This is a genomic window from Chryseobacterium sp. RLHN22, from assembly GCF_051011795.1.
Taxonomy (GTDB): domain Bacteria; phylum Bacteroidota; class Bacteroidia; order Flavobacteriales; family Weeksellaceae; genus Chryseobacterium; species Chryseobacterium zhengzhouense.
The window spans coordinates 1-26520 of record NZ_JBPCHW010000030.1; the positions used below are offsets into that span (position 1 = coordinate 1).

Consider the following 26520-nt stretch of genomic DNA (forward strand, 5'->3'; position numbering starts at 1 on the left):
TTCATTGATGCTTTTACAAGACAAAATTATGCTCAGAAAAAGAGCTTTGATAGAGTCTGTAAACGATGAACTCAAGAATATTTGTCAAATAGAGCATACCCGTCACAGAAGTTTTGACAACTTTGTTGTGAATATTTTATCGGCTTTAGCTGCTTATTCATTCTTTGATAAAAAACCATCAATTAACACCAATGACGACATTATTGATGAAGATAGATTAATTGCTGCTTAAATCGAACTCACGTTAATTAAGAGTATAGAACCTAACAGGTTTTTCAAACCTGTTAGGTTTAGATTAAAGAATTAAAATCTACAGAGTTTTATCGATGATTTCAAGGTTCTTATCCATTTTTTCTAACTCGATATTTGATGTATTTTTATCAATACTCTTTGGAATCACCGTCATATAATCTGTTTCTACTTTAAGCACCACTCCTGGAAAGTTATAATAACTCAATGGTCCAGTTTTCATAGGAAGTTCTTCTGTATACCAAACTTTTGCTTTTTTCTTGTTAGTGAGTTCTACTTCAAGAATTTTGCAATGATAACTTAAAATAGTATCGCTTGCGTCAAGCATTTTAATATTATTAAAAATTGGAACTGCATACTCATAATATTTTTCATTTTTTACATTTCTGTAAGAGTATGCTCCATTCTTTTCTTTAATCTTAAATAATTTAATAGCATCAATTTTGTAACTGTTACTGTGGGATTTTGTTGCTTCAAAGGGATCACTTACATTCATGTCATAAATTTCAGGATGTGGGAAAGACTCATACACTGACTTTCCATCTGAATAAATGAGCACATGTTTTTGAGGTTTATTTTGAACTTCTGCAACTTTCTTTTTAAATTCCTCGCTCCCTTTTATGTCACCACTGTTCATTGATTTAAACTGAACTTCATATTCAATTTTTAATGATTGTGCAGACAAAATACAGAATGGTAAAAGAAATAATGTTGAAGTAAAAATTTTGTTCATCTTAATTAGCTTTTTAATATTAATATCCTTGTTGTGTGAATTCAAATGTAATTAAATCATTTCTGAGGATTATAATAAAAAATAGAATTTTAAGATAAGTTTAGCATATTAAAGCAAAAATCCGACTTATCAGCCGGATTTTATTATTTTTTATTTTAAAAAGCGTTAATTCCTGTAATGTCAAGACCTGTAATCAACAAATGAACATCGTGTGTTCCTTCATAAGTGATTACCGATTCTAAGTTGGCAGCGTGACGCATCATTGGAAATTCTCCCATGATTCCCATTCCGCCAAGAATCTGACGTGATTCTCTTGCGATATCAATCGCCATTTTCACATTATTTCTTTTTGCCATAGAAATTTGAGCAGGACTAGCTTTGTGGTCGTTTTTCAAGTTTCCTAACTGTAAGCAAAGCAACTGAGCTTTAGTAATTTCGGTTAAAAATTCAGCTAATTTTTTCTGCTGCAACTGATAAGAACCAATTGGTTTTCCGAATTGTTTTCTTTCTTTAGAATATTGAACAGCTGTACAATAACAGTCGATTGCTGCACCAATTACACCCCAAGAAATTCCGTATCGTGCAGAATTTAAACAAGATAAAGGTCCTTTTAAACCTGTAACATTCGGTAATAAGTTTTCTTTAGGAACTTTCACATCATTGAAAACCAATTCTCCTGTTTTAGAAGCTCTTAAGCTCCATTTATTGTGAGTTTCAGGTGTTGTAAAACCTTCCATCCCTCTTTCAACGATCAATCCCTGAACTTTTCCTTCTTCATTTTTAGCCCAAACTACCGCAATGTCGCACAAAGGAGAGTTGGTAATCCACATTTTAGCACCATTCAGAAGATAATGATCGCCCATATTTTTAAAATAAGTTTCCATAGAGCCGGGATCTGAACCATGATTTGGCTCAGTAAGACCGAAAGATCCGATCATTTCACCCGAAGCCAATTTGGGTAAGTATTTTCTTTTTTGCTCTTCAGAACCGAATTCATTTATCGGAAACATCACCAAAGAACTTTGTACAGAAGCTGCAGAACGTACCGCTGAATCACCTCTTTCCAATTCCTGCATAATCAAACCGTAAGAAATCTGATCAAGACCAGAACCGCCGTATTCTTCAGGAATATAAGGACCCAGAGCTCCGATCTTACCCAATTCTTTCATCAGATTTGGTAAATCGGTATGATTTTGAGCTGCTTCATCTATATTCGGCATTACAAAACTTTCTACCCAATCTCTTACAGACTGGCGAATTAGCTTGTGTTCTTCGGTAAGTAAAGCATCAATTCCGTAGTAATCGGGAATGCTGGTAAGAGGATAATATGACATATAATTAATTTTTCTAAAAATAAGATTTTTTCGGAACGCTCAAAAGAAAACTTTAAAAAGGAGAAAAACTGTTATTTCTTGATAAATTTATAAAGATAAGGAGCTTTGTTGGCAGAACCATCGAACAGCTTTTCCATTCTCTCTAAAGAGTTTGTGCTTAATATTTTACGTTGGAAATTATTCCTCCTGAACTTTTCTCCTAAAATTGTTTCATATAAAGACTGAAGATCTTTCATGGTAAATTTTTCAGGTAACAGATTACTTGCAGCAACCTGAGTATCAATATTTTTTCTTAAATATTTCAGCCCTTCAGCGATTACTCTGTCGTGGTCGAAGGCCATTTGAGGGAGTTTATTTACTTCAAACCATGCACAAGATTCATTAAAAGCATCGGGAAATGTATTTGCCATCGAAAAGTCGATCAGGCTACAATAACCAACTGTAATAAACCTTTGTAAAATCCAGTGGTCAGATGGAACATCAAGACCTTTGTTATTAATTAATGTTTTATGCACATTGTTTTTTGTTCTGTCGAGCCTTCCAAAAGTATGAAATTGTTCTAAAAACAGGCCTTTAAGATGTGTTCTTTCGTATAAAACACGATCTGCGGCTTCTCTCAGATCTTCATCAATAAAGACAAAACCACCGGGAAGGGAATACAAATCCATATCGTGGTACTTCAATAATAAGACTTTAAGAATGTTATCATGAAAACCAAAGATGGTGCAATCTACTGAAATGTTAGGAATAAGATCCTTGCTGTCAATGAGTTCCTTTAATGATTCTAAATTTTTATTATGGTCAGCTTTCATGCGATAAAAATAAAATTATTTTTTAAATTTTATGAGTACTTAGCTTAAAATAAGTAAATGCAAGTACAAAAATAATAAGAACCGCACTCAAAACATATACAGAATAATAAGTAAGTATCTGTTTTTCAAACAATACCGATATGGTTATTGAACTGACCGAACTTCCCAAGGAAGAGAATATTACAATGAGTGAAGTAAATGTATTGATCTTTTCTTTATCAATTTTAGCAATCATTTTCGCGTTGATTACCGGATAAAGAGGCGAAAGAAACAAGCCGATTACCGGAAACAGGTACAAAAGAATCTTTGCATCGTCTGAAAAATAAAACTGAATAACCGATATAATGATGAGCAGGGAAATGGTAAGAAGCAAACATATTATAAAATATTTCCCTAAGGAAAACCTTTGTATGATGTTAGATGTGATCGTTCTTCCTGCATAAGAAAACAATGCTAAAAATGAAGATGCCTGTAATGCAAAAAACGAATTTACTTTCAGATGATCTTTATAAAAAGCAGGCAGCCAGGAATTGAAGCTCTGTTCTGTAAAAACAATAAAAAAGATTACCGCAAAAAATACAATAACTGATATTTTTCCGAAACCGGACAGATCTGGAAGTAATCGTGTGCTTCTATTTTCGGGTTCATAAATTTTTAATCTTGAAAATAAATATACGGTGAAGAATGAAATAAGTGAAATAAACATAAAGCCAAACTTCCAGAATTCACCATATTTACTTGAAATCAGCCAGCCAAAACCCGTGTTGACCACAAAAATACCGATCATGAAGGAAGCTTCCACACTGTTCATCGTTTTTGCAAGAGATTTTTCTTCGGTCATATTATTCCGGATAATTCCATAAACACAAATTTTTCCTAGTGCAAAACAGGTCCCGATAATAGCAAACCAAACTTTATAAAACCAGAATACTTTAACAAATGGTAATATTAATGAACAAACAGCAACAAATAAAAGTGAAAAAATAAGTGATCTTTTTGTACCGAGTCTGCTGATAAAATTTACTGCAAAAAGTGAAATAAAGGCAATAGGAATATCTTTAAATGATTCTAAGAATCCTAATTTATCATAGGTGATATTTTCCGCCGAAAGCTGTATGATGATAATCCCCATACAATTCAAAACCATTGAAAAAATAAGGAAAGTAAGCCTTAACGGAAGAGAAATATCTGGTTGTTTAAGATTCATTTCGGGGATTATTTTTTGGTCCAAATTCAAATTTTTAACACTTTTTCGAGTGAACTCACATGCTTTAAAGCCCCAAAAATACAGGAAATATTAAAATAATTATTAAATAAATGTTAAATGTTCAAAAAAAAATATATTTTTATTGTCTCAATTTGAGAATTAAAAAACTAACTGTATATGAATGTAAAAATAACTAAAGGTATCGGACTGGTTGCAGTACTTTACTTTACGGCAAATTTCCATGCACAAACAGCACCGAAAGACACTGTTCAGAAAGAACAGAAAATAGAAGAAGTGGTAGTGATTGGATATGGTACCCAGAAAAAAAGTAATGTAACCGGAGCTATTGCAAGTATTAAAGCCAGTGATATAGAAAATATTCCGGCTGGTAAACCTGAACAAGTTTTGCAAGGTAGAGCAGCGGGAGTCTCTGTAGTTACAAATTCCGGTCAGCCAGGAGCTGCTGCAACAGTACGTGTACGTGGTATTACCAGCTTCGGAGCTGGAAGTAACAGTCCGCTTTGGGTTGTAGACGGAATTGTAGTAGACAATATCGGATGGCTTAATCAATCTGATATCGAAAGTATAGAAGTTTTAAAAGATGGTGCTTCGTCTGCTATTTATGGGGTTTCTGCTGCTAAAGGGGTAATTCTTGTTACAACTAAAAAAGGAAAAAAAGGAAGGTTAAATCTCTCTTACAATGGCTTTTATGGTTTTTCAAATGCATCTAAGAAATTAGATCTTTTAGATGCTACTCAATATGCTACTATTATTAATGAAGGTTTTGTAAATGATGGCGGAACTCCTAGATTTTCTAATCCGTCTGCATTTGGAAAAGGAACAGATTGGCAGGATACTATTTTCGGAACTGGTGAAAAAAGTTCACATGAAGTTAGTATCACCGGAGGAAATGAAAAGTCAACTTATTATACATCTTTTGGTTATTTTGATCAATCAGGTATTGTAATGAGTGATATCTCTCATTATAAAAGAATAAATGCAAGATTCAACTCTACACATAAAGTAACTGATTATTTAACATTAGGGCAAACTTTTGCTTACACTCGCGTAAAGTCCCAAGGAATTAGCGCTAATGAAGAATTTGGAGGTCCGTTGGCTTCAGCAGTAAACCTAGACCCGACAACTCCTGTTGTAGTAACAGACTGGTCGATGGTAGATCCTAGTGGTTATACAAACCCCTATATAATTCGTGATCCGAACGGTAATCCTTATGGTATTTCTCCATATGTAAACAATGAAATGACAAACCCTCGTGCTTTCCGTTATATACAGCAAGGAAATCACAATTGGTCTGATGATTTTGTTGGAAATGTTTTTGCAGAACTTAAATTTCTTAAAAATTTCACTTTCAAAACAAGCTTAAACGGTAAAAAATCTTATTGGGGAAGTCGTTCTTTTTCACCAAAATATTATTTAAGTCCAAATTACAGTAATACAAGTTTTAACAGTTTAAATAAAGTTGATGAAAATAAGTTTGAGTGGAGCATGGAAAACACTTTAACCTACCAAAATAAATTCGGAGATCATAATTTGAATGTATTAGTTGGACAAGGAGTTTACCGATATAATATTTCAGGAGGGACAAGTTTAACATACAGTAATTTGCCGATTGATAACTGGCAAGACGCTTCTTTCAATTTTAATATTCCTCAGGACGATATTACTGCAACAGGTTGGGACGGTATTCAAACTCGTAAAGCTTCTTATTTTGGTAGAATTATTTACGATTACGCAGATAAATATTTATTCACAGGAACAATTCGTAGAGATGGTTCTTCAAAATTTGCAACCAACCAGCATTGGGGAACGTTCCCATCGATGTCTTTAGGATGGAATGTTAATAAAGAAAACTTCTGGCCTGAAAACAAAGTCGTTAATACTTTAAAACTTAGAGGAGGGTATGGTGTTCTAGGGAATGATGAAATGGAAAACTTCAGATTTGCAAGTTTTATGGTTTCAGGAAGCAATTATACCAATTCAGGAAACAATATCATTATTGGTTATGCACCAAGTACATTAGAAAATCCTAATCTAAAGTGGGAAGAAACAAGCCAGTTAAATATTGCAGCAGATTTTAAATTATTCAATAATTTCACATTTACTGCAGACTGGTATAAAAAGAAGACGACTGATATTCTACGTCAAGTTAATATCCCTGGCTATATTGGCGTACCTAATTTACCTTGGTCAAATGTAGGTGATATGGAAAACTCAGGTTTGGAGTTAGAATTAGGCTATAAAAAGAATTTTGGTGATTTTGGAATCTCTGTTAATGGAAATTTTGCTACAATAAAAAACAAAGTTTTGAGATTAGAGGATGATATCGAGTATTTCAATCTTGCATCTTTCCAGACTATGGGAGCGGTTTCCAGAGTATCAGTAGGACAGCCTTATGGCTCATTCTACGGACAAACTTATAGTGGTGTTTTCCAGAATCAGGCACAAATTGATTCTTACAAAAATGCTAATGGTCAATTACTATTACCAAATGCAAAACCAGGGGATTTTATCTGGCAAGATAATAATGGTGATGGTAAAATTGATGACAATGATAAAGTTAACTTAGGAAACTCTATACCAAAATATACTTTTGGATTAACAGTAAATCTGAATTACAAAAATTTTGATTTCATGATGTTTGCCCAAGGACAGGCAGGAAATAAAATCTTCCAAGGTTTAAGAAGATTAGATGTACTTAATGCTAACTATCAGACAAGAATTTTAGACAGATGGACAGGTGAAGGGTCTACAAATGATAATCCAAGAGTGACAAGGGATGATCCTAATCATAATTATTCATGGATGTCTAATTATTATCTTCAAAAAGGAGATTACGTCCGATTAAAGATTATTCAAGTAGGTTATACTATTCCTCAGGATGTAACAACTCGGTTTGGAATGAATAAAGTTAGGCTTTACATTACTGGTGAAAATGTCTTAACATTTACCAAATACACTGGTTATGATCCTGAAATTGCCGGCAGAAATAATTCTGAGCAGGATATTATTGGTGTAGACAGAGCTTATTATCCACAGGCGAGAACATTCTTAATAGGAGCAAATATTCAATTTTAAAAATTAGTACAATGAAAACTAAAAAATATTTATATAAAGGCGTTGCTATTGCATTTCTAACAGGTCTAAGCTTTAGTAATATTAGTTGTAATGATGCATATTTAGACGATGTACAGAATTTAGGTTCCTTTAATACAGATTTGTATTTTCAAAATGAACAACAGTCTTTCAGTGCATTGGTGTCGGTTTATGATGTTTTAAGAAAATATTCGGGTGGGTTTGAAAATACAGTTACATTTTTTAATGCCGGATCTGATGACTTCTTTTCAGGTGGAGGGAATTCAGCTGATGGAGCAGGTATTCAAGGTTTAAATAATTATACCATTAACGCTAATACAATGCCTGCAAGCTATTGGAGAGATTATTATCAGGGTATAGCGCGTGCTAATCTCGTAATAGAAAGAGTTCCCGGGGCTAAAATGAGTGAAGAACTAAAAAAAAGATTTACTGCAGAGGCAAAAGTTTTGAGGTCACTCTATTATTTTGAATTAGTAAGAATGTTCGGAAATATACCATTAATACTTAATACAATTAAGGCTACAGATGATTATTGGAACATTCCCCAATCAAAACCTACTGATGTTTATTCACAAATAGAAAATGATATCGTTACTGCTATTCCTGATTTAATGCTAACTTCATCTGGTAATGATAGAGGCAGAATAACCCAAGGAACAGCCAGAGCTATCTTAGGTAAAATTTACCTATACGATAAGAAGATGACGGAAGCTGCTGCACAATTTGCTGAAGTTAATGGAACACCTGGAGGAACAAGCCAATATGGCTATAAACTTGTTGCAAATTATGCTGACTTATTTAAGGTAGGACCAGAAACCACTGATCCTTACAAATTCTCAACGGAATCAATTTTGGAAGTGATGCATACCAATAAAGGAAATTCTGATTGGGGGTTCTGGGGGCAAGGTAAAGATGAAGGTAATTCTATTAATGTGATGGTCGGTCCAAGATCTTATTCTCTAAAAGATATACCAAGTAATAATGCACCAGACATCTATTCAGGATGGGCATTCAATACAGTTACGAATGATCTATTCAATTTTATGCAGGGTGATCCAAGATTAAATGTTACGATCTTCAATGCAAAACAATTGGTAACTGATGGGAAAATTTCTTACAGTCCTGCTTATGCGGATACGGGGTATTTTTTAAATAAATATTTACCAACCAATGATCTAAAAAGCTCACTGCCGGGAGCAGCAGAGTTAAATTTTAGACAGAATTATATTGCCATAAGATTAGCAGATACTTATTTGATGGAAGCAGAGGCTTTAGGAGGAAGCGGCACAAGAGCACAAGCCTTGTTAGATGCTGTTAGAGCGAGGGTTGGTTTAGCTTCAGTTCCTGTTTCCTTACAGGCAATAAAAGATGAAAGAAGAAGAGAGCTTGCTGGTGAGGGACACAGATGGTTTGATCTTGTCAGATGGGGAGATGCTCCTTCAAAATTAGCTTTCAAAGGATTTACAAGCGGGAAAAATGAAATCTTACCAATTCCATTTAATGAATTGCCAAATACAGCACTGAAACAAAACCCTGGTTACTAATATGTTCAAAAAAAAATCATATAGTTTCTTTTTAAAAAGTACTGCACTGCTGTTTAGTGGTGTGGTACTTTTGCCTTTAACGTCATGCAAGTCAACCGTCACTACGAAAGATCAGGTCCAGTCCTGGCTTACAAAAGGTGACGAAAGTGTAAAATTACAGCAGCAATTACCCGTGGTTTTTGTAAATACAGCCAATAATCTTCAAAATATTGAAATTGATGATTCTCAAAAGTTTCAATATGTTGATGGTTTTGGTTATACATTAACGGGCGGAAGTGTTGAAGTAATCAACCGTCTTTCTCCAACGAAAAGAAAAGCTTTATTGCGGGAACTTTTCGGGAAAGATGAAAATTCAATATCAATAAGTTATTTAAGATTGAGTATTGGAGCATCCGATCTGGATGGAGAAGTTTTTTCTTATGACGATTTGCCTCAAGGTCAGACTGATCCTACTTTATCAAAATTCAGTTTGGCGAGAAATAAAGATTTAATTGCAATGTTGAAAGAAATCTTAACCATCAATCCAAAAATTAAAATTATTGCAGCACCTTGGTCGCCTCCTGTTTGGATGAAAGATAATGGAAAATCAATTGGAGGAAGTTTAAAACCTGAATTCTACGATACTTATGCAAATTATTTTGTGAAATATATCCAAGGAATGCAGAAAGAGGGAATTACAATTGATGCGATAACCCCGCAAAACGAACCATTACATCCGGGAAACAATCCAAGTTTGCTAATGGTTTCAGATCAACAGAGAGATTTTATCAAGCAAAGTTTAGGTCCGATTTTTAAATCAAATAACATCAAAACCAAAATTGTTGTTTACGATCACAACTGCAACAAACCGGAATATGCAATCAATATTTTAAACGATCCTGAAGCGGCTCAATACATTGACGGATCAGCTTTTCATTTATATGAAGGTGATATTTCAGCTTTGTCAACTGTTCACAATGCGCATCCAGATAAAAACTTATATTTTACTGAGCAATGGACGGGTGCAAAAGGAACATTCAATGAAGATTTAAACTGGCATGCGAAAAACGTTATCATCGGTTCAATGAGAAACTGGAGTAAAATCGCTTTAGAATGGAATCTTGCAAACGATACAGAATTTAAACCACATACTCCGGGAGGCTGTACAGAATGTAAAGGAGCAATTACCGTTTCAGATAAAGAAAATTTCACGAGAAACGTAGGATACTATATCATTGCTCATGCTTCAAAATTTGTTCCTGCCAATTCTCAGAGAATTTCATCAACACAGACAGAACAGCTTTCAACGGTAGCTTTTAGAACTCCGGAAAGTAAAACAGTGTTGATTGTTCAGAATTACAGTAATAATACTGAAAATTTTAATATTAAATTTAAAAATAAAACAGCTTCGGTAAGCATTACAGCAAATTCAGTGGCTACCTATATTTTTTAAATTTAAAGTGATTTATTAAATTTAAAACTTTGTGTTGTTAGATGAGTGAAACGCCTTGGCGAACTTAAATATACATCGAACTTTAAAGAAAATCTTTGTAAACTTTGCGTTAAAGATTATTTTCAAAGTTTAAAATTACACCAAAAATGAAAAAGCTTTATTACATACTAGCATTTACAGCGTTCGGATTAAATCTGTTCGGGCAAAAGACCATCGATCAGAAAGTCTCTGAACTGTTGTCGAAAATGACATTGGAAGAAAAGGTTGGACAATTAGTTCAATACAGCGGATTTGAGTACGCAACAGGTCCTCAGAATTCGAATGCTGCAAATGTTTTAAACGAAATAAAACAAGGGAAAGTAGGTTCTATGCTTAATGTAGCAGGAGCAGAAGAGACCAGAAAATTTCAGGAATTAGCGTTAAAATCCAGATTAAGAATTCCTTTATTATTTGGTCAGGATGTGATTCATGGATACAGAACAACATTTCCGGTAAATATTGGTCAGGCTGCGAGCTGGGATTTAGGATTAATAGAAAAATCAGAAAGAATTGCCGCGACTGAAGCTTCGGCTTATGGAATTCATTGGACTTTTGCACCTATGGTCGACATTGCGAGAGATCCGAGATGGGGAAGAGTAATGGAAGGTTCCGGTGAAGATACGTATTTAGGGACACAGATTGGTTTAGCAAGAGTAAGAGGCTTTCAGGGAAAAGGTTTAGGAAATCTTGATGCAATTATGGCTTGTGCAAAACATTTCGCTGCGTATGGAGCGGCAGTGGGCGGAAGAGATTATAATTCAGTCGATATGAGTTTAAGACAATTGAACGAAACCTATCTTCCTCCTTTTAAAGCAGCTGCAGAAGCAGGAGTTGCTACTTTTATGAATTCCTTTAACGATATTAACGGAATTCCGGCAACGGCAAACAAATATATTCTCAGAGATTTATTAAAAGGAAAATGGAATTATAAAGGCTTTGTGGTTTCAGACTGGGGAAGTATCGGAGAAATGGTTCCTCATGGATATGCAAAAGACAATAAAGAAGCTGCGGAAAAAGCAATTCTTGGAGGAAGCGATATGGATATGGAAAGCCGGGCTTATATGGCCGAACTTCCAAAACTGGTGCAGGAGGGAAAAGTGGACCCTAAGTTTATTGATGATGCAGCGAGAAGAATTTTGATTAAAAAATTTGAAATGGGATTATTTGATGATCCTTACAGATTCAGCAATGAAAAGAGACAAAAAGAGCAGTTAAATAATCAGGAAAACAGGAAATTCGGAAGAGAGTTTGGTTCAAAAAGTATCGTATTGCTTAAAAATCAAAACAATATTCTGCCTCTTTCAAGATCAACAAAAACGATTGCCCTGATCGGTCCTTTCGGTAAGGAAACCTCGGCTAATCACGGATTTTGGTCAATTGCTTTTAAAGATGATAACCAAAGAATTATTACTCAGTTTGACGGAATTAAAAATCAACTGGATAAAAACTCAACATTATTGTATGCAAAAGGCGCTAATGTTGATGACCAGGACAGATCGATGTTTGCAGAAGCGGTGGAAACAGCGAAAAAAGCAGATGTTGTCATCATGACTTTAGGTGAAGGTCACGCCATGAGCGGTGAGGCGAAAAGTAGAAGCAATATTCATTTTTCAGGTGTTCAGGAAGATCTGTTAAAGGAAATTGCAAAAACAGGAAAGCCAATTGTACTGATGATCAACGCGGGAAGACCGTTGGTATTCGACTGGGCAGCAGACAATATTCCGGCGATCTTATACACTTGGTGGCTGGGAACGGAAGCTGGAAATTCAATTGCAGATGTTCTTTTCGGGACGGTAAATCCGGGAGGAAAACTCCCGATGACATTCCCAAGAACGGAAGGACAGATTCCTGTTTATTATAATCATTATAACACGGGAAGACCTGCAAAAAACAATACGGACAGGAATTATGTTTCAGCATACATCGATTTGGACAACGATCCGAAATTTCCGTTTGGCTTTGGTTTAAGCTACACACAGTTTAGATATTCCGATATGAAACTGAGCTCAATCAATCTTAAAGGCAATCAGACATTAAATATCAGCGTAAATGTTGCCAATACAGGGAAATACGATGGGGAAGAAGTGGTTCAACTCTATATCAGGGATTTGTATGGAAAGGTTGTAAGACCCGTGAAGGAATTGAAGGGCTTCCAGAAAGTTTTTATTAAAAAAGGAGAAAACAAAACTCTTAATTTTACTTTAACGCCGGAAAATTTAAAGTTTTATGATGACGAACTGAATTATGATTGGGAAGGTGGGGAATTCGATATTATGATCGGAACCGATTCTCAAAATGTTCAGACAAAAAGAATTAATTGGTCAAAATAATAGAATTTTAATGACTAAGAGCGGGATGAAACCCGCTTTTGGCGGTAGAAGACTTAATGTTTTTCAATTAAAATAATGTTTGTCAGTATATTGAAGAATCCTTAATAATTGAAAATTAAACGCAAAGATTTATTTAAGAAGCACGGATTTTAAGGAGGCAAAGAAATAATCAACAAAGTTGATTTGATGAAGCTTATGGTTTATGATTAACCTTCATCAGCGACTTGTCGCCACTCTTTGCTCACTTGAACTTTACCTATTGACATCATAACTTTGCGTCAACAAAATATTAAACTATAAAATTCAAAATTTTGAAAATAAAACTTCAACATATTTTCCATTTACTCATTGGCGGAACTTTAGTTTTTTCGTCATTGAATTGTGCTTCCAACAAACCTGATTCAAAAAGGAAATTAATTTGGAATGATGAATTTAATTATAAGGGATTACCTGATTCTTCCAAATGGAACTACGACGTCGGTGGTCATGGTTTTGGAAATGAAGAATCTCAGTTCTATACAAAAGACCGGCTGGAAAATGCAAGAGTGGGAAAAGGAAATTTAGTGATAGAAGCACGGAAAGAAAACTGGGAAGGAAGTAAATATACTTCGGCAAGACTTCTTACCCGAGGAAAATTTGCATTTAAATACGGAACCATCGAAGTAAGGGCGAAGCTTCCCAAAGGCCGCGGAACATGGCCTGCAATCTGGATGTTGAGCGAAGATCTTAAGAAATGGCCTAACGACGGAGAAATAGATATTATGGAACATGTAGGTTATCATCAGGGTTTTATCCATGCCTCAATTCATACAAAAAATTATAATCATTTAATGGCAACACAAAAAACAGATACCTTAAAAGTAGAGGATGCCAGTGAAAAATTTCATATCTATAAGGCAGATTGGACTCCCGAAAAGATTGATTTTTATATTGATGACAAAAAGTTTTTCTCTTATGAGAATGAAGCCAAAACCTATGAAACCTGGCCATTTGATAAGCCCTATTTTATCATTTTAAATCTGGCGATCGGCGGAATGTGGGGCGGAAAAGAGGGAATTGATGACACCATTTTTCCCCAGAAATATTACATAGATTACGTAAGAGTCTATAAAAATAACTAAGATTAAAATTTCCATCCTATGGAGGGGTAGCGAAAATTCGGAAGAATTTTTGCCGGGGTGATTTTAATATATAAAATAAGAAAAGATATAATGAAGAGATTAATTGTAAGTTGCCTTGTAATTGGAATAGCTTTCAATGCAAACGCACAACATTACTGGAAAAAGAATGCAGGCAAAACAGCAAAAGTTTTCCTTACCAATTCTAAAACCAATGAGAAAATGGTTGATAAAGGAACGGTGAAGTTTGAAAAATTCGGACAGCCTAAAGAAACGGATGCCTGTATTTTCGTAGATCCTGATTTTAAATATCAAAAACTGATAGGAATAGGAGGGGCAATTACAGATGCAGCCGCCGAAACCTTTTATAAAATGCCAGAAAATAAGCAAAAAGAAATCCTTGCAGCTTACTACGGCAAAAACGGACTGGGATATACGGTTGTCCGTACCAATATGAACTCTTGCGATTTTTCAAGTGATTCCTATACCTATGTTCAGGATAATGATACTTCTTTGAAAACATTCGATGTAGCGCATGATGAGAAATATAAAATTCCAATGATTAAGGAAGCTCAGAAAGCAATCGGGAAAGATTTTACCTTCTATTTTTCACCCTGGAGTCCACCGGCCTGGATGAAATCTAATAAGAGCCTGTATAAAGGAGGAAGGTTAGAAAACCAGTATTATCAAACTTGGGCAGATTATTATGTCAGATTCATTAAAGAATACGAAAAACGGGGAATCAATATTTGGGGACTGACCGTTCAGAATGAACCCATGGCAACACAAAGTTGGGAATCTTGCATTTATACCGCTGAAGAAGAAGGGGAGTTTCTAAAGAATAATTTAGGACCAACCCTCTGGAAAAATGGATATAAAGGTAAGAAAGTGATGATCTGGGATCACAACCGCGATTTAATCTACCAGAGAGCAACTACAACTTTAAGCGATCCTGAAACTTCAAAATATGCTCACGGAATCGGTTATCACTGGTACGAAACATGGAATAATAAAACACAGCTCTTCGACAATTTGGCAGAAACGCAAAGAGCTTTTCCTGATAAGTTTTTAGCCTTTACCGAAGGTTGTAAAGAACAGTTTGATCTTTCTAAAATCTACGATGTAAAACTGGGAGAATTATACGGAAGAAATATGATTAATGATTTCAATAAAGGAACAGCTTTATGGACAGACTGGAACGTACTTTTGGATGAAACCGGAGGTCCTAATCATGTCGGGAATTTCTGTTTTGCCCCGATTATTGCCAATACTCAAACAGGAGAAGTTCATTATACCTATGAATATTATTACGTAGGACACATTTCAAAATTCATTAAGCCTAATGCACAACGAATCGGGAGTTCGTCCAATAGAGTAGCTCTTACTTCAACCACTTTTATGAATGAAAACGGACAGTTGGTTACCGTTATCATGAATGATACAGATAATGATATTGATGCTAACCTGTGGATTGAAGGAATGTCTGCAAAGCTGAGCGCACCTGCACATTCTATACAGACCGTAATTTTATAAATACTTCATATTAACATTTTTAATAAGTTTCGGCGGAGCCTTTGGCTCCGCCGAAACAATTTATAGATAAGCTTAAATAACCATAAATTCTAGACTTTTGACATATTTTACAATTATTTTGAAAAAAAATCTTGTGGTATCTGATTTAATATTAATTTTAGTCAGCCTTAAATTAATACAAAATAATTATGAAAACATCAAGCACAAACGACGAGTTTATTGCTGGTTTACAGCATCTTCCCAAACCTCAGTACCCCTTTCCAGATTTTATTCATCCCGATATGCAAAAACTACGGGAAGAATATTATGATTGGATTGACAAAGAATATGCATTCCACAGCGCAGAAGCCAAAGAAAAGCATAAAAAGCATCATCTTACGGATATTGCCGCAAGAGGATGTCCATTTTTAAAAGATATTGCTGAATTGAGACCTTTGGCAAATTATACGGCAAACGGAGCGATGATGGACGATTATTTTGATCGTTGTTCATATGATGAAATGTATCAGATAACAAACAGGATTATTGCATTATTATCCGGTGAGGATACTCAGGAACCTAAAGAAAACGGAATTTTCCATTTGTTTTGGGTTTTAAGACAGGATGCTATCAAGTGTGAAATCCCGGAAAAAATATATGCAAGATTTGTAAAGTCAATCAGGTATGTTTTTATGGGGTATTCTGAAGAGAAAGTATATTACAGGGAAAATCTGGTCCCTCCATTGGCGGTATATCTCCTTAGTAGGGAAGCGACCAGCGGAGTACAGCCATACTGTGATTACGTAGTATTACAGAAAGAATACCGTAATCTTCCTGATGAAGTTTTTGACCATCCACATATAAAACGTATTTATAGTCTTTGCTCATTACTGATTGGGATACACAATGATATTATTTCTCTGCCCAAAGAGCTTAGAAGAGAAGGTGATACAATGAATATTGTAAAAGTAGTTCAGAAGGAAAATAATTTATCTTTAATTGATGCTTATCATAAAGCTATGGAAATTCATGATGAATATCTGAAAGAATTTTTAATACTGCAAGAACATCTCCCTCCATTCGGAGAGTATCAAAACGAAGTTTATAATTATATACAGGATCTAGGTATTATGATTGCAGGAGTATATGCATGGCATATAAACGATACTTCAAGATATGTAAATGGAGGATATGTAGAAGGAGAATTTTCGGGATGGAATCAGTAAGAAATTATAAAGGTAGTGTTATTATAAAGAAAAACCCATGTTTTCAGCATGGGTTTTATATTAAAAAGCTTTAAGGCTAAATTAATTTTCAGAATCATACTTACTGATTACTTTCTGAGTAACACCAGAGCTGCTGAATCCACCATCATGGAAAAGGTTCTGCATCGTTACTTTTTTAGTAAGATCTGAGAAAAGTGTAACGCAGTAATCTGCACATTCAAGGGCGGTTGCATTTCCTAGTGGAGACATATCTTCAGCATATCCCAAAAATCCTCCGAAACCTTTTACTCCACTTCCTGCAGTAGTCATTGTTGGAGACTGAGAAACCGTATTTACACGCACTTTTCTTTCTCCCCAATAGTTTCCGAAAGTTCTGGCAATACTTTCAAGATAAGCTTTGTTATCAGACATATCGTTGTAATCCGGGAATGTTCTTTGAGCGGCAATATATGTAAGCGCTAAAATACTTCCCCATTCATTCATACAGTCTTTTTCCCAAGCCACTCTCATCACTTTATGGAAAGAAACAGCGGAAATATCCCAGCCTTTTTCCAACCAGTCATAGTTCATTTCTGTATAATGTTTTCCTTTTCTCACGTTGATTGACATCCCGATAGAGTGTAGAATGAAGTCTATTTTACCAAATTTTGCAACAGCAGCATCAAAAAGTTTTTCAAGATCTTCAACAGAAGTTGCATCTGCACCGATTACCTCAGAACCTGTTTTTTCTGCTAAACCGTTAAGTTCTCCCATTCTAAGAGCGATAGGAGCGTTTGACAGGATGAATTCTGCGCCTTCTTCATGGCATCTTTCAGCAACTTTCCATGCGATAGATTGTTCATTAAGGGCTCCAAAAATAATTCCCTTCTTGCCTTTAAGTAAACCGTATGACATAATTTTTTAATGTTTATTGATCTACAAATGTAGCAATAATTTGTGTTTAGAGCATAATAAAAAACGAAGCCTTCACTAAAAAGACTCCGTTTTCTTTGATAATATATAAAAGACTATTTAAACTAGTTTGTTTTTTTATTCCATTCTGCTTTTACATCTTCTGCTGCATCTTTTGTTTTTTCCCAGGCTTCGCTGGCTCCGTCTTTAATATCTTCCCAAGTTTCGGCTGCATTAGCTTTTACCCTGTCGAACCAGTCTTCCTGGCTTGCCTCTTCATCTTTGTTTCTTTTTTCGTTGATATAATCTCTTGCTTTGTCTGCAAGATCGCTGATTTTCCATTTTGCATCATTGGCTGCATTTCTCAAAGAATTTTCTGTGTTGTCTACAGCTTTTTCGGCTTTGTTATAATCTTGGTTTTCCATAATAATGATAATTTAAGTGTGTTATGGTATTGATTAAACAAGAACTGTTCCTAACAAAAATATCGACTGTTAAATTTTTCATAATCTTATGCTGTAGATCTTGTGAAGCTTTTAAGACGGAGAGAAACACAGATCTATGAAAAACGAAAAAGGATTCCAAATTTGAAATCCTTTTTTATTTTTACTTAACAATTCTTTCCAAAACCCATTCAATCAGATTTTTCTCCGAAGCATGATGATCTGAAGAAAATTCGCCACGTCTTCTATTCGCAATGACATTATTTACAGTAATTGCTTTATGACCCAATAATTTCGAGAAAGCATAAATTGCTGATGTTTCCATTTCAAAATTGGTGATTCCCAGATCATTCAATGTTTCAAGAAACTTATCGTCCAGAGCTTTTAAACGAAGCTGTCTTCCTTGTGGAGCATAAAACCCCGGGAAAGTAGCTGTATTTCCGTGATATTTTGCATCCTTATACAATTCGCCCAATTCTTCAGACCATTCTGAGAAATAAAGCATCGGCTTAATCTTTTTATAAGGAAATTTGTCTAAAAACTGCTTAGAAAATTCATTTTCAAAATTATAATCCTGATAAAAGTGCATTAATCCGTCTAAGCCAACCACATTCTGGGTAACAAGCATATTATCAACCTGAACATCAGGATTTACGCTTCCACAAGTCCCCATTCTGAATAATTCCAGAGATTTGTGTTCGGTTTTAAATTCTTTTTGTTTTAAATCGATATTAACAAGAGCATCAAGCTCGTTCATGACAATATCAATATTCTCGGTTCCGATTCCTGTTGACATTACAGAAATTCTTTCGCCACGCAACGTTCCGGTGTGGGTATAAAATTCTCTTTTATTTTTTTTGATTTCTACTTTATCAAAATATTTAGAAACTTTAGGCACTCTGTCGGGATCACCAACCAAGATGATTTTACCGGCAATATCTTCAGGTAAAAGATTGAGGTGATATACACTTCCGTCGTCATTCAGAACCAGTTCTGAAGCTGCAAGTTTATTTAGCATAGTTTATTTTATGTTATAAATAGTTATCCTTTGATTTTTGGGGATTTAAAATTAGTGAATTTTAAATGAAATAAATATAAACATTATTTAATTCCTTGTTAAACTTGTGGTAATCTACGGATGGTAGTTTTGTGGTTAATTTTTTATATGAAATCTTACCCAATATTTATTTTCGCTTTACTGATCGGAGTTTTTGTAATGTCATTCAATACGGTCGATAAAGGTCATACTATTGAAAACAGCTTTTTGAGAAACGGATTAACTGATTTTAAGTTTAAACTTGAAAATCTAAAGGCTGATGTAGAGCTTTTTAAAGAAAATAAAATAAGTATTGAAGAACTTCAGAAATCATTAAGCAATACAAGAAATTCTTATAAGCAAATTGAATTTTACATTGCCTATCATTATCCTGAATTTTCAAAAACCCATCTTAACGCCGCACCTTTATTCAGAATTGAAGCAGCGGGAACAACAGCTTACACTTTGCCTCCGGAAGGATTACAGGTTTTGGATGAATTGATTTTCTCCGATGAAGCCACCGAACAAAAAGATAAAATCTCTGATATTACAGGTTATTTGTACAATAATTATAACAACTTTTATCTAAGTACAATTAAAAATGGAACAAGTCAGGGCAAAAACAAAACGCTCCCCTTAAGGATTGAATTAATCAGAATTTACACTTTGGGACTTACAGGTTTTGATACTCCCGGTTCTCTGAATATTTCCGAAGAAGCAAGTTTTGCTTTTCAGGGAATGAAAAAATACATCCAAAACGATTCTTATTTTAAAAATTATAATACAGGCAATGTAAATAAAATGTTTACCGAAGCTATTATTTATCTTTCAAAAAACAAAGATTTCGAAAGTTTTGACCGGATCGAATTTTACAAAAAATATCTGCAGCCTATCTATGAAGAATTAGGAAAATGGGACGGAAATGAAGATGATTTAAAAGAATTCTCAGGGTGGAATGCTTCCAATAAAAACTTTTTCAGCAGCGATTTTCTCAATCCTTACTTTTTTACTTTGCTTAAAGGTTCTGAAGATAATGATGATCTGAAAAGTTTAGGGAAGAAAATATTTTATGATGAAACTTTGAGCGATAACAGTAAAATGAGTTGCGCAACCTGCCATTTACCTGAAAATGCGTTTACAGATCTCAAAACAAAATCTCCAAGCAATATAGAAGGAAAAACGGTTTTAAGAAATTCCCCATCCCTTTATAATGCTGTTTTCGCTAAAAGATTTTTCTATGATATGAGAGCGTATTATCTTGAGCAACAGGCGGAGCACGTTATTTACAATGCTGATGAATTTAATACAAGCTATGAAAGCATCATCAAAAAATTAAAAGCAAATCCTGAATACAAACAGGCATTCAAAAAAGCTTATAAAAACGGAAATATTGATAAACAGACATTTTCCAAAGCTCTAAGCTCGTATGTGGCTTCATTATATTCTTTCGACAGCGATTTCGATAGATTTATGAGAAATGAAAAAGAGATCTCTGATGATGCCAAAAAAGGATTCAATCTTTTTATGGGAAAAGCAAATTGTGCAACATGTCATTTCGCACCGTTGTTTTCGGGGCTTGTTCCGCCGTTTTTTAATGAAAATGAATCTGAGGTTTTGGGAGTTACCAAAAAACCTGTTCAGAATCTGCCTTTAGAAATAGATTCAGACAGAGGGAGAATAAAAAGCAATGTGAAAAAAGAAGATTCATGGATTTATGAAAACTCTTTTAAAACAACAACGGTAAGAAATATTGCCCTTACAAAACCTTATTTTCATAACGGCGCATTCAATACACTGGAAGAAGTTCTGGAATTTTATAATCAGGGCGGGGCAGAAGGTCTTGGTTTAGAAATAAAAAACCAGACTTTACCTGCAGATAAACTGGATCTTACACCTGTAGAAATAAAGCAGATCATTGCTTTTCTGAATTCTCTTACCGATATCAGCAAGACAAAATCTAAGTAAAATTTATCAATCGTTATTCACTTACAAATAATTTAACATTTATTTAATTCTCGTAACATTAGGTTCTTGATTTGTTAATTTTAAGCATTGTTTATTTAAAACCTTATTAATAAAGGCTTCGCAGGAAAAAAAATAGTTTTGCATCAGAAATAATAAAAGTATTAAAAATGAAGAAAAAACTACTTACAGTTGCAATGCTTGCTTTAGTGACGGGTTCTGCAATGCAGGCGCAGACCACAATTTTTGGTCTTGCAAGTTCTTGGCGTTTTAATGATGCAGACGTTGCACTTCCTGCAACATGGAAAAATGCAAACTATGATGTTTCAACATGGGCTTCAGGAAACGGGCCATTAGGTTATGGAGATCCTGTAACAACTGCATTCGTATCAGGTGTTGATACGGCTTATCTCACAAAAGATTTCACGGTAAACTTGGCAGATCTTACCAATACTATGGAATTCGGAGTTAGAAGAGACGATGGTATTATCGTTTATCTGAACGGTGAAGAAGTGATTAGAGACAATATGCCTTCAGGAACGGTTTCTCACGGAACTTTTTCAAGCACAACCATAGACGGAGCAGCAGAAACAGCAATTAATATTTTTTCAATTCCTAAAAATAAATTTGTTCAGGGAGTTAATCGAATTTCAATCGAATTACACAACAGAAGCGCATCAAGTTCTGATTTAACAATTGATGCATACTTAAAAACGGTTGCAACAACTACGCCGCCTACAAATACTTGTACAGGAACTCACATCAGTTGTTTTACTTCAATAGTTCCTACCAATCAGACGGGGAAATTAATTATTCCTGCGGAGCACCGGTTCCAGATGATCCTGAAAGAAGGAGATGCTTACACAGACGGTGGAGGATTAGTAGGCGGACAAAACGATTTCACCGGTTATGTTCCTAAAAATGCAAGCAGTACAGACGGTTATTTATCTGTAAATCATGAAACCAATCCTGGTGGAGTGACGATGGCAGAAATTAATTATAATGCGACTACAAAACTTTGGCAATTAACAAAATCAAGAGGAGTAGATTTCTCTTCTACGAGCTTGGTACAAACCATCAGAAACTGTTCGGGCGGAGTTACACCTTGGGGAACAGTGGTTACAGCAGAAGAATCTGTTACCGGAAATGATACCAATGCAGACGGATACAAAGATTACGGATGGTTGGTTGAGATCAATCCTGCAACTGCTCAGGTAATGTCTCATAATTCTAACGGCACAAAAGATAAGCTTTGGCAGATGGGAATCATGAACCACGAAAATGTAGTGGTTAACAATGCAGGAACGACGGCTTATTACGGTGAAGACGGCGGAACACACATGGTTTACAAATATGTAATGGATACGCCAAATAATTTAGCTTCAGGAAATTTATATGTACTGAAATTAGATCAGGGATTATCAAGTGGAGACCCTGTTGCTACAACCGCAACATGGATTCAGGTTCCGAATAAAACTCAGGCAGATCAGAATAATACAACTTCTTTAGCGGAATCATTAGGTGGAACGAAGTTTAACGGAATTGAAGATATTGAAATAAGCCCGATTGATGGTAAAGTATATTTTGCAGCAAAAGGTTTAAACAAAGTTTACCGCATGCTGGATAACGGAACTACAGCTTCTCAGGTTGAAGTTTTTGTAGGCGGATTAAACACTCAATATTCTTTCAACACGGCACAGGGCGTTAAAACAGAAACTTGGGGTGACGGTAATGATAACTTAACATTCGACGAACTTGGAAATCTTTGGGTTCTTCAGGATGGTGGTAAAAACTACATCTGGGTAGTTGCTCCAACGCACACCCAGGCAAATCCTAATGTAAGGTTGTTTGCTTCAATGCCTGCAGGTTCAGAGCCAACAGGATTGACATTTACGCCGGATCACAAATTCGGGTTCTTCTCTGTTCAGCATCCAGATTCTTCAATCTCTACTGATATTGATGCAACAGGAAATACAATAGATTACAAAGGTAAATCGGCTACGATGATCATCGCATTGAAGGAGTTTTTAGGAACAACAGGTTCTTTAGGAACATCAGAAGCTATTTCTGAAACAGAAGTTACCGTTTCTCCAAACCCAACTTCAGGTTTAGTGAAAATAGAATCTCCGAAAGCACTTAAAAATCTTTCTGTAACAGCGTACAGCATGGATGGTAAAATTGTTTATACTAAAAAGTTTACAGGATCAAATAGTTCATTAGAACTGGATTTCACTTCACAGCTTCAGGTTTCAAAAGTTTTGATGCTGAACATCGAAGCAGATGGCTTCCAGAAAACAGTGAAAATTCTTAAAAAATAATTACTAATTTTCTTTCTCAGCTGCCGGCATTTTCTTTGTCGGTGGCTTTTTTTATTATGAAAAAATTACTTTATATCATCGCTATTTTCTCCCTTTCGAATGCTTATGCACAGATCGACCCGCTGAAGTATCCAACATACACCAATGTAGAAGATGCTTTGAAAAGCGGTAAAACCGTTTACAGTATGAGTTTTAGAGATAAAGGCATATTCAATGTTTCTCCAGAGCTTTCAAAGATGGATTCTCTTTTTTTCCTGAATTTAATGGGAAATAATTTAGAAAAAATGGATGATGAAATTTTTAAGCTGAAACAACTTGAAATATTAAATTTAAACGGAAACAGCATTAAATTTATTCCTGATGAAATTGGTGATCTTAAAAAGCTTACGAGCTTCTCAATGAACCTGAATAGCTTAACTAAAATCAATAATAATTTTGCAAAGCTTCAAAATCTGAAAATAGTACATTTCGATGCAAATAATCTGAATGTATTTCCGAAGGCTCTTACTAAAATCCCGACACTTGAAGAAATTAATCTTTCAGGCAACCAGATAAGTTTCGTAGAGAAAGATTTGAATCAAATTAAAAATTTGAAATACCTCAATCTCGCAGCCAACCAGATCAATGATTTGACAGACGTAAGATTTCCAAAAAATTTAAAATATCTCGAACTGCAGCAAAATACCATCGTAAAACTTCCGGAATCAGTATTTAAATCTAAAAATCTGGAGTTTCTAAATGCAAGTCAGAATAATCTGAAAGAGATTTCCCCAAAAGTAAAAGGATTGAAAAATGTAGTAAGTATGAATTTTGCCAATAATCAATTGAAAGATCTACCTAATGAACTGACTCAGCTAAAAAATCTTAAAACACTTATTTTAACAGGAAACCCTATGGATAAAGCGACAATTGAAAAGCTTAAAACTTTGATGCCACAAACGCAGATTTATTTCTAAATTATCCTCCGACTCTTTTCGTTTTATAGCCCATATCTTTCAGGATCGCCATTATTTTATCGCGATTATCCCCCTGAATGATAATAGTACCGTCTTTTTCAGAACCACCGATTCCCAAAGTGGTTTTTATCTTTTTTGAAATCTTTTTCAAATCTTCTTCACTGCCTTCCCAACCTTCAACAATCGTTACAGGTTTTCCGTTTCTGCCTTTTTTTTCAAACTTACAAACCAAGGGTTCTTTCTGCTTAAATTCTTCTTCAGGCATTTCAAAATCCTGCTCTTCATGCTCAGGAAAAAGGTTTTTTAATTGATCTCGTAAATCCATAGCGCAAAATTATAAATAAAACTTTATTGATTATCATTTTCATTAAAGCTTTTCATCATTTTAAAACGAAATTTAAGTCTCAAAATTCTCGAATTCATCATAAAATCGGTAAATTTGTTTGTTAAAATTAAAAATATAATGTCGAAGAAAGCAATTTTAGCCATTCTTGACGGATGGGGTTTGGGAACAAATCCTGAAGTTTCTGCATTGGCACAGGCAAATACACCATTTATAGATAGTTGTTATCAAAAATTTCCACATACAACACTTGAAGCAAGTGGTTTGGCAGTGGGTCTTCCGGCCGGGCAAATGGGAAATTCCGAAGTAGGTCACATGAATCTGGGAGCGGGTAGAGTAGTTTATCAAAATCTGGTAAAACTGAATATGGCTGTCGAAAATGGAACTTTAGGACAGGAAAAGGTCATTCAGGAAGCTTTTGCTTACGCTAAAAAAGAAAATAAAAATGTACACTTCATTGGCTTGGTTTCCAACGGTGGAGTACATTCACATATCAATCATTTAAAAGGATTATTATCTGCTGCAAAAGATTTTGGACTCAACGAAAACGTTTACGTTCATGCGTTTACAGACGGCAGAGATTGCGATCCGCATTCAGGTTTAGGATTTATTGAAGAAATCCAGGATCATATGCATCACACAACCGGAAAGCTGGCCTCTGTGATCGGAAGATATTACGCAATGGACAGAGACAGAAGATGGGAGCGTGTGAAATTAGCGTATGATGCAATGGTGGAAGGTGTTGGTTTACAAACCACAGATGCTGTTGCGGCAATTAAACGTTCTTATGATGAAAACATTACCGATGAGTTCATCAAACCAATTATTTTGGTAAAAGAAACGCAGATAGGAAACATTGTTCCTGTTGGGAAAATCGTAGATCATGATGTTGTCATCTGTTTCAACTTCCGTACAGACCGAGGAAGAGAGATTACTGAAGTTCTTTGTCAGCACGATATGCCTGAATATTTCATGAGAAAACTTCCGTTACATTATATTACATTAACGAATTATGATAAAACCTATCAAAATGTAAATGTAGTTTTTGACGAAGAAGTTTTAAAAGATACCATGGGCGAAGTTTTGGAAAGAAACGGGAAAACCCAGATCAGAATAGCTGAAACAGAGAAATATCCTCACGTTACATTCTTCTTTTCAGGAGGTCGTGAAGAAGAGTTTCATGGTGAAAAGCGATTGCTTTGTCCGAGTCCGAAAGATGTTCCGACTTATGATTTAAAACCAGAAATGTCTGCTTACGAAATTACAAATGCCATTTTACCTGAACTGGAAAATGAAACCGCTGATTTTGTTTGTCTAAATTTCGCAAATACCGATATGGTTGGCCACACCGGAGTTTTTGAAGCTGCTGTAAAAGCTGCCGAAACCGTTGATAAATGCATTGAAAAAGTTGCAACGATGGCTTATGAACACGGTTATGCAGTTTTCATTTTGGCAGATCACGGCAATTCTGATGTCATGATTAATGCAGATGGTTCTCCGAATACGCAACATTCAACCAATCTTGTTCCGTTAATTGTGATGGATAAAGACAAGAACTGGAATCTAAAACCGGGAAAACTGGGCGATATAGCTCCAACTATTTTGCATGCCATGGGCGTTGAAATTCCGGCAGTTATGACAGGAGATATTTTAGTTAGCTAAAAGTGAATAATAATGTTAAAAAAATACCGTTACCATAAAGATAGCGGTATTTTTTTTGATTTATTTTAACCTTAAGCCTGTTTAAACTTTTTTAGAAAAAGAGTTTCCAGAAAATTAGCAATTTAGAGTTGCAAAAAAAAGAACTAAAATCTGGAACTCATAAGCAAAGATAAACTGGAAAAATGGATTTTACCTCATTTAAGCAAAGGCAAACGAGGATTTTCTACGAGATTTGATTTAGGAAAAATCTTTAAACTCA

Annotated in this window: 20 protein-coding genes; 12 read left to right on the forward strand and 8 right to left on the reverse strand. The window is 34.9% G+C overall.

Annotated elements, in window-relative coordinates:
• Nucleotides 1-232, forward strand: a 232-nt coding sequence (locus ACR1PN_RS18945; protein ID WP_433981299.1) for a transposase, incomplete at its 5' end; no start/stop codon positions are given.
• A gap of 78 nt (nt 233-310) precedes the next feature.
• Here the strand turns inward: ACR1PN_RS18945 and ACR1PN_RS18950 are convergent.
• The 4 genes from ACR1PN_RS18950 to ACR1PN_RS18965 form a co-directional block, all read right to left on the reverse strand.
• Nucleotides 311-982: a GLPGLI family protein gene (locus ACR1PN_RS18950; RefSeq protein ID WP_433981300.1), complete on the reverse strand. Its 672-nt coding sequence runs from the start codon at nt 980-982 to the stop codon at nt 311-313.
• 155 nt (nt 983-1137) lie between these two features.
• Nucleotides 1138-2316 (reverse strand): acyl-CoA dehydrogenase family protein, encoded by a 1179-nt coding sequence (locus tag ACR1PN_RS18955; RefSeq protein ID WP_433981301.1) that lies wholly within the window; start codon nt 2314-2316, stop codon nt 1138-1140.
• A 71-nt stretch (nt 2317-2387) separates the two neighbouring features.
• The gene (locus ACR1PN_RS18960) at nt 2388-3128 is read right to left on the reverse strand and encodes an NUDIX hydrolase (protein ID WP_378171989.1); all 741 of its coding nucleotides are present in this window, start codon (nt 3126-3128) and stop codon (nt 2388-2390) included.
• 22 nt (nt 3129-3150) lie between these two features.
• On the reverse strand, nt 3151-4335 hold the full coding sequence (locus ACR1PN_RS18965; RefSeq protein ID WP_433981302.1) for an MFS transporter: 1185 nt from the start codon (nt 4333-4335) through the stop codon (nt 3151-3153).
• A gap of 177 nt (nt 4336-4512) precedes the next feature.
• Here ACR1PN_RS18965 and ACR1PN_RS18970 point away from each other — a divergent pair, with 177 nt between their 5' ends.
• From ACR1PN_RS18970 to ACR1PN_RS19000, 7 genes are all read left to right on the forward strand, one after another.
• On the forward strand, nt 4513-7431 hold the full coding sequence (locus ACR1PN_RS18970; RefSeq protein WP_433981303.1) for a SusC/RagA family TonB-linked outer membrane protein: 2919 nt from the start codon (nt 4513-4515) through the stop codon (nt 7429-7431).
• 11 nt (nt 7432-7442) lie between these two features.
• Nucleotides 7443-8993: a RagB/SusD family nutrient uptake outer membrane protein gene (locus ACR1PN_RS18975; RefSeq protein WP_433981304.1), complete on the forward strand. Its 1551-nt coding sequence runs from the start codon at nt 7443-7445 to the stop codon at nt 8991-8993.
• Nucleotide 8994: 1 nt separating this feature from the next.
• On the forward strand, nt 8995-10425 hold the full coding sequence (locus ACR1PN_RS18980) for a glycoside hydrolase family 30 protein (RefSeq protein ID WP_433981305.1): 1431 nt from the start codon (nt 8995-8997) through the stop codon (nt 10423-10425).
• Nucleotides 10426-10571: 146 nt separating this feature from the next.
• Nucleotides 10572-12794, forward strand: a complete 2223-nt coding sequence (gene bglX / locus ACR1PN_RS18985; protein ID WP_433981306.1) for a beta-glucosidase BglX — start codon at nt 10572-10574, stop codon at nt 12792-12794.
• Between the two features lie 311 nt (nt 12795-13105).
• Nucleotides 13106-13915 (forward strand): glycoside hydrolase family 16 protein, encoded by an 810-nt coding sequence (locus tag ACR1PN_RS18990; RefSeq protein WP_433981307.1) that lies wholly within the window; start codon nt 13106-13108, stop codon nt 13913-13915.
• A 90-nt stretch (nt 13916-14005) separates the two neighbouring features.
• Nucleotides 14006-15445 (forward strand): glycoside hydrolase family 30 protein, encoded by a 1440-nt coding sequence (locus ACR1PN_RS18995; RefSeq protein ID WP_433981308.1) that lies wholly within the window; start codon nt 14006-14008, stop codon nt 15443-15445.
• Between the two features lie 188 nt (nt 15446-15633).
• Entirely contained in the window at nt 15634-16650 is a 1017-nt protein-coding gene (locus ACR1PN_RS19000; RefSeq protein ID WP_433981309.1) for a terpene synthase family protein, read from the forward strand.
• Between the two features lie 81 nt (nt 16651-16731).
• Here the strand turns inward: ACR1PN_RS19000 and ACR1PN_RS19005 are convergent, their stop codons facing one another.
• The 3 genes from ACR1PN_RS19005 to ACR1PN_RS19015 form a co-directional block, all read right to left on the reverse strand.
• Nucleotides 16732-17544, reverse strand: a complete 813-nt coding sequence (locus ACR1PN_RS19005) for an enoyl-ACP reductase FabI (RefSeq protein WP_433981310.1) — start codon at nt 17542-17544, stop codon at nt 16732-16734.
• A gap of 122 nt (nt 17545-17666) precedes the next feature.
• The gene (locus ACR1PN_RS19010) at nt 17667-17966 is read right to left on the reverse strand and encodes a hypothetical protein (RefSeq protein WP_378171969.1); all 300 of its coding nucleotides are present in this window, start codon (nt 17964-17966) and stop codon (nt 17667-17669) included.
• A 181-nt stretch (nt 17967-18147) separates the two neighbouring features.
• The gene (locus tag ACR1PN_RS19015; RefSeq protein WP_433981311.1) at nt 18148-19002 is read right to left on the reverse strand and encodes a nucleoside phosphorylase; all 855 of its coding nucleotides are present in this window, start codon (nt 19000-19002) and stop codon (nt 18148-18150) included.
• A 147-nt stretch (nt 19003-19149) separates the two neighbouring features.
• Between ACR1PN_RS19015 and ACR1PN_RS19020 the strand changes: the two genes are divergently transcribed.
• The 3 genes from ACR1PN_RS19020 (at nt 19150) to ACR1PN_RS19030 (ending at nt 24256) form a co-directional block, all read left to right on the forward strand.
• The gene (locus ACR1PN_RS19020; RefSeq protein ID WP_433981312.1) at nt 19150-20985 is read left to right on the forward strand and encodes a cytochrome-c peroxidase; all 1836 of its coding nucleotides are present in this window, start codon (nt 19150-19152) and stop codon (nt 20983-20985) included.
• A gap of 167 nt (nt 20986-21152) precedes the next feature.
• Nucleotides 21153-23300 carry an alkaline phosphatase PhoX gene (locus tag ACR1PN_RS19025; protein WP_433981313.1) on the forward strand — a complete coding sequence of 716 codons (2148 nt, stop codon included), beginning with the start codon at nt 21153-21155 and terminating at the stop codon, nt 23298-23300.
• A 56-nt stretch (nt 23301-23356) separates the two neighbouring features.
• Nucleotides 23357-24256: a leucine-rich repeat domain-containing protein gene (locus ACR1PN_RS19030; RefSeq protein ID WP_433981314.1), complete on the forward strand. Its 900-nt coding sequence runs from the start codon at nt 23357-23359 to the stop codon at nt 24254-24256.
• A gap of 1 nt (nt 24257) precedes the next feature.
• On the opposite strand, the gene ACR1PN_RS19035 is transcribed toward ACR1PN_RS19030, so the two are convergent.
• Complete coding sequence (locus ACR1PN_RS19035; RefSeq protein WP_068943063.1) at nt 24258-24581, reverse strand: translation initiation factor; 324 nt, start codon at nt 24579-24581, stop codon at nt 24258-24260.
• Between the two features lie 138 nt (nt 24582-24719).
• On the opposite strand from ACR1PN_RS19035, the gene gpmI reads away from it, so the two are divergent.
• Entirely contained in the window at nt 24720-26261 is a 1542-nt protein-coding gene (gpmI, locus tag ACR1PN_RS19040; RefSeq protein ID WP_433981315.1) for a 2,3-bisphosphoglycerate-independent phosphoglycerate mutase, read from the forward strand.
• Nucleotides 26262-26520: the final 259 nt, after the last annotated feature.